This window comes from Pseudomonas sp. CM27, assembly GCF_013179515.1.
In the GTDB taxonomy this organism is placed as follows: domain Bacteria; phylum Pseudomonadota; class Gammaproteobacteria; order Pseudomonadales; family Pseudomonadaceae; genus Aquipseudomonas.
This window is the reverse complement of sequence record NZ_JABMCN010000005.1, coordinates 1-4,910: the sequence shown is the minus strand read 5'-3', so window position 1 is coordinate 4,910 and position 4,910 is coordinate 1. Positions and strand designations below refer to the sequence as shown.

The 4,910-nt window shown below is 62.6% G+C and carries 7 protein-coding genes; 4 read left to right on the top strand and 3 right to left on the bottom strand.

Annotated features, from left to right (window positions below):
- From HP547_RS01300 to HP547_RS01290, 3 genes are all read right to left on the bottom strand, one after another.
- Positions 1–827, bottom strand: an 827-nt coding sequence (locus tag HP547_RS01300) for a nitronate monooxygenase family protein (RefSeq protein ID WP_172285320.1), incomplete at its 3' end; no start/stop codon positions are given.
- 49 nt (positions 828–876) lie between these two features.
- Positions 877–1,047: a hypothetical protein gene (locus HP547_RS01295; RefSeq protein ID WP_172218871.1), complete on the bottom strand. Its 171-nt coding sequence runs from the start codon at positions 1,045–1,047 to the stop codon at positions 877–879.
- A 7-nt stretch (positions 1,048–1,054) separates the two neighbouring features.
- Complete coding sequence (locus tag HP547_RS01290) at positions 1,055–1,357, bottom strand: DUF1883 domain-containing protein (RefSeq protein ID WP_172218870.1); 303 nt, start codon at positions 1,355–1,357, stop codon at positions 1,055–1,057.
- Positions 1,358–1,516: 159 nt separating this feature from the next.
- Between HP547_RS01290 and HP547_RS01285 the strand changes: the two genes are divergently transcribed.
- The 4 genes from HP547_RS01285 to galU all read left to right on the top strand — a co-directional run bounded on the left by HP547_RS01285 (position 1,517) and on the right by galU (position 4,687).
- Positions 1,517–1,876, top strand: a complete 360-nt coding sequence (locus tag HP547_RS01285; RefSeq protein WP_172285319.1) for a hypothetical protein — start codon at positions 1,517–1,519, stop codon at positions 1,874–1,876.
- Positions 1,877–2,021: 145 nt separating this feature from the next.
- Positions 2,022–2,672 carry a cytochrome c gene (locus HP547_RS01280; RefSeq protein WP_172285318.1) on the top strand — a complete coding sequence of 217 codons (651 nt, stop codon included), beginning with the start codon at positions 2,022–2,024 and terminating at the stop codon, positions 2,670–2,672.
- A complete protein-coding gene (locus HP547_RS01275; RefSeq protein WP_172285317.1) occupies positions 2,669–3,583 on the top strand; it encodes a c-type cytochrome in 915 nt (304 codons plus the stop codon). Before HP547_RS01280 ends, HP547_RS01275 begins: the two co-directional genes overlap by 4 nt.
- A 264-nt stretch (positions 3,584–3,847) precedes the next feature.
- On the top strand, positions 3,848–4,687 hold the full coding sequence (gene galU, locus HP547_RS01270; protein ID WP_172231040.1) for a UTP--glucose-1-phosphate uridylyltransferase GalU: 840 nt from the start codon (positions 3,848–3,850) through the stop codon (positions 4,685–4,687).
- Positions 4,688–4,910: the final 223 nt, after the last annotated feature.

Genomic DNA, 4,910 nt, shown 5'->3' with positions numbered 1-4,910 from the left:
AACAGGTTGGTCAGCGCCGTGTCGCTGGCAGGGGCGCTGTCCAGGGCCCGGCGATGCGCTGGCGAAACCTTGGCCTCGGGGCAGAACAGGTAAGCCGTGCCGATCTGCACGGCCGCAGCGCCCAGGGCCAGTGCTGCCACCAGGCCGCGGTGGTCGCCAATGCCGCCAGCGGCAATCACCGGCACGCTCACCGCGTCGGCCACCTGCGGCACCAGGGCAAAGGTGCCGATCTGGCTGGTGATGTCGCTGCTCAGGAACATGCCGCGGTGGCCGCCGGCCTCATAGCCCATGGCGATGATCGCGTCACAGCCATTGCGCTCCAGCCAGACGGCCTCTTCCACGGTGGTGGCGCTGGACAGTACCTTGGCACCGCTGGCCTTGACCCGTTGCAGCAGGTCGGCCTGGGGCAAGCCGAAGTGGAAGCTCACCACTTCCGGGCGCCACGCCTCGACCAGTTGGCAGCTCTGCTCATCGAACGGCGCGCGGTTGGACACTGGCGTGGGCGCCGCGAAATCGGCACCCACTTCACGGTAATAAGGTTCAAGCGCCTGCTTCCAGCGTGCGTCGTGCTCGGCATCGGGCGCTGGCGGCTGGTGGCAGAAGAAGTTCAGGTTCAGTGGGCGGCCCGGGCAGCCGCTGCGAAAGGCGGCGATCTCGGCGCGCACCTGTTCGCCCGTAAGCATGGCGCAGGGCAGGGCGCCCAGCCCGCCAGCCAGGCCCACGGCAATCGCCATCGGCGCGCCGGTTGCACCCGCCATGGGCGCCTGGAGCACAGGCAACTCGATGCCCAGCAGGTCGAGGATACGGCGGTCGGGCCAATGGCTCATGCGATTCTCCTTGCGCGGGGCTGGCGGTGCGGCGGGGCTTACGGCAGTTTTACAGGGCCTTGCTGACCTGGATGTCGCTGATCTTGTCGGCGTCGTCGCCGTGGATCTTGCGCAGGGCATCGAGGGCTTGCTCGAGAGAGGCATCGGGCATCAGCGCGAAGTCCCAGCGGCGCTCGCCGTCGAGCTTGTATTTGATGACGTACTTGATGATCTGGGTCATGGTGGCCTTATCTGAGTTTCGACGACGAACGACGGATGATCTTGATCTTGTGGGTCAGGGTCGGCTTGCGGGTGACCGAGATCGGGCGGGTGGTCACGGTATCGATGGTGATGTTCCAGAAGCCGGTGCTGGGCACCGTGATCTTTGCCGGGAACTGCTCGAAATGGCCGCCGTGGTAAGTGTGACGGCCGCCATTCTTGAAGCTGCGGAAGTTGGCGTCGTTCATCAGGCGGATATTGCAGCGCTGGGAGCACTCGACGACGACGATGTCGTCTTCGTTGAGGTGCTCGCGCTGGTGTACGAATTTCATGTGATGCTCCGCAAGGTTTGGATCTGCAAAGGCAAAAGATACCACGATGTGTCGATACACTGCCGCGCTGTTCGCCGGGCGTGGATAAATCTGCCAGTACGGGGAGCAAAATCGCCTGGTCGTGGTCGAACCGAATTCTTGATGGCGGAGGTGCTGCAAATGAAGTGGATGGTGGCGGCGTTGTCGGTAGCGCTGGGTGGCTGTGTCAGTGTTGCAGAACTGGAACAGTCGCATGAAACACTGGATGTAATGTCTGGCAAGAGCCCGCGCGAGTATGCCGATTGCATCAAGCAGAAGCTGGCCGAGACCCGCGACCCGCTGACCGAAGAGCAGCGTGGGGATGGCCTGCGGCTGATCGTGCCGCAGAAGATCACCTCGGGGGTGGGCCCGGCGGCGCTGGTGGACATCGACAAGCGTGGCAGTGGCAGCAGCATCACGCTGCACGAACGGTTGAACAACTTCCCGCTGCGCTTGGGTGATGTGCGCACGGCGGCTACCCAATGCATCTCCGGAAATTGATCTGGGGCAAGTAACAGGCGGTTAAGCGGCCCTTGGCCATGGCTTGGCCCGCCTTGGCGTTGTTGCGATCTCCCTGGCAGGGATAGTATCCATTTGCTTATGTTTTTTAAGCCTAAGCTTATAACAAAAGAAATGGAGGTTCGTGATGACAGCGTTGAGTCGCGTCGTGGTCAGCAGCCTGCTGATCCTGGCCTGGCCCGCGGTACAAGCCGCTGACGGCCAGAAAGTCTTCAATCAGGGCGGGGCCAACCCCGCTGCCATGGCCTGCCTCGGTTGCCATGGCGCGGATGGCAAGGGCATTGCCGCCGCCGGGTTTCCACGATTGGCCGGGCTCCCGGCCGGTTACCTCGGCAAGCAATTGCATGACTGGCGCAGCGGCAGCCGCAAGCATGCGGTGATGGAGCCGCTGGCCAAGGCCCTGAGCGAGGATGAAATCAATGCGGTCAGCGGCTACCTGGCCAGCTTGCCAGCAGACCCCGCAGGTGACCTGCGCCGCCAGCAGATCGCCGATGACCCCACAACGCGCATGGCCCTTTACGGTGACTGGAGCCGAAAGATCCCGGGCTGCGTGCAATGCCACGGCCCTGGTGGCGGTGGGGTTGGCGAGCATTTCCCACCCTTGGCCGGCCAGCCCGCCAGCTACCTGGTGGCGCAGCTCGATGCCTGGCGCGACGGTAGCCGCCGCAATGACCCCAACCAGCTGATGGTCGGCGTGGCCAAGGCCATGACCGATGCCGAGATCAAGGCCATTGCCGAATTCTTTGCCCGCCCCGCCAGCCAGGAGGTCACGCCATGAAACGGATGACTCCGGCGTTATTGCTGCTGGCCATGGCCAGCGCCCAGGCCACACCGATCGCCATGGAAGACCAGTCGCAGTTGAGGGTGCCCGGCGTGCAGGCCGCGCCGCAGTTCGTGCCACCCGCTGAAAGCGAGCTGCCTGATAATGCCTTTGGCAAGGCGGTGCGTGAGGGCCATGCCTTGTTCGTCGACACCCGCCGGTTGATGCCCGAGGCCGTGGGCAATGGCATGAACTGCAGCAACTGCCACCTCGATCAGGGGCGCCTGGCGCACTCCGCACCCTTGTGGGGCGCTTACCCGATGTACCCGGCCTACCGCAAGAAAAACGACAAGGTCAACACCTATGCCGAACGTATCCAGGGGTGCTTCCAGTTCAGCATGAACGGCAAGCCGCCTGCCGCTGACAGCCCGCAGATGACGGCGCTGGCGGTGTATGCGTACTGGCTTTCGACCAAGGCGCCGACCGGTGTCGAGATTGCCGGGCGCGGTTACCCTGAGGTTGCACAGCCTAAAGGCGGATATGACTTCACGCGCGGTCGGCAGGTGTACCGTGAGCAGTGCGCGATTTGCCACGGCGACAATGGCGAAGGCCAGCAGGTGGCGGGCGAGTACGTGATGCCGCCGCTGTGGGGCAAGGATGCCTACAACTGGGGCGCCGGCATGCACCGGATCAACACCGCAGCGTCGTTCATCAAGTACAACATGCCGCTGGGCAAGCCGGGCAGCCTCAGTGATCAGCAGGCCTGGGACGTGGCGGCGTGGATCAATCGCCATGAACGCCCGCAGGACCCGCGGTTGGTGGACGGCTCCATCGAGAAGACGCGGGTGAAGTTTCATGCCAATGACGGGGTGAACCTGTATGGGCAGAAGGTGGATGGCGTGCTGATCGGGCAGGGGACCGGCGGTTGATGTGTCGCCTGTGCCGGCCTCAGCACGGGTGAACCCGCTGCCACAGGGCGAGCGCGACCCTGGGAAAAGGCCGGTGCAGGCTGCCAGATTCGGCTGTCATCCAACGGTCATGTATGACGGTAATATTTACGATCCGCCGGAACTATCTACACTGGGTTATCTCTATCATCCCAACGATCGGCCAGGGGTGGGGCATTGTAAGGTGACTGCCGCCTGATTAGACTGCGCCGAATCCCACAGGCCTAGCCTTTTGTAAGGACGTATATGATCAAAAAATGCTTGTTCCCGGCAGCCGGCTACGGCACCCGCTTCCTGCCTGCTACCAAAGCCATGCCCAAGGAAATGCTGCCGGTGGTCAACAAGCCACTGATCCAGTATGGCGTTGAAGAAGCATTGGATGCCGGTCTGAGCGAGATTTCCATCGTCACCGGCCGCGGCAAGCGCGCCCTGGAAGACCACTTCGACATCAGCTACGAGCTGGAAAACCAGATCAAGGGCACCGACAAGGAAAAATACCTGGTCGGTATCCGTCGTCTGCTCGACGAGTGTTCGTTCTCCTACACCCGCCAGACCGAAATGAAAGGCCTGGGTCACGCCATCCTTACCGGCCGCCCGCTGATCGGCGACGAGCCGTTCGCCGTGGTGCTGGCGGACGACCTGTGCGTCAACCCCGAAGGTGACGGCGTGCTGACCCAGATGGTCAAGCTGTACAACCAGTTCCGCTGCTCGATCATCGCCATCCAGGAAGTCGACCCGCAGGAAACCAACAAGTACGGCGTCATCGCCGGTGACATGATCCGCGACGATATCTTCCGTGTTACCAACATGGTCGAGAAGCCGGCACCGGAGGACGCGCCGTCCAACCTGGCGATCATCGGCCGCTACATCCTGACCCCCGATATTTTCGATATCATCCAGAACACCCCGCCAGGCAAAGGCGGCGAAATCCAGATCACCGACGCGCTGATGCAGCAGGCTCAGAACGGCTGCGTGATTGCCTACAAGTTCAAGGGCCAGCGTTTCGATTGCGGTGGCGCCGAGGGCTACATCGACGCGACCAACTTCTGCTTCGAGAACTACTACAAGACTGGCAAGGCTTACTGATAAGCCCTGCTGGCCTGATGAAAGCCACCCTTGCGGGTGGCTTTTTTGTTGTGCGCCAGGCATGGCGCGTTGCGCGTAAGCGCAACCTGCTTGGCTGTGGTGGCCGAGCGGGTGACTTGGAGGTGAAAGTCCTCTACACACCCGGCAAGGGGAAGTGTTAGCCGGAGGCAAGGGTGTCGCGGGCGACTGCGAATCTGAAGGAAGCCCGAGGCAAAATGCTGGC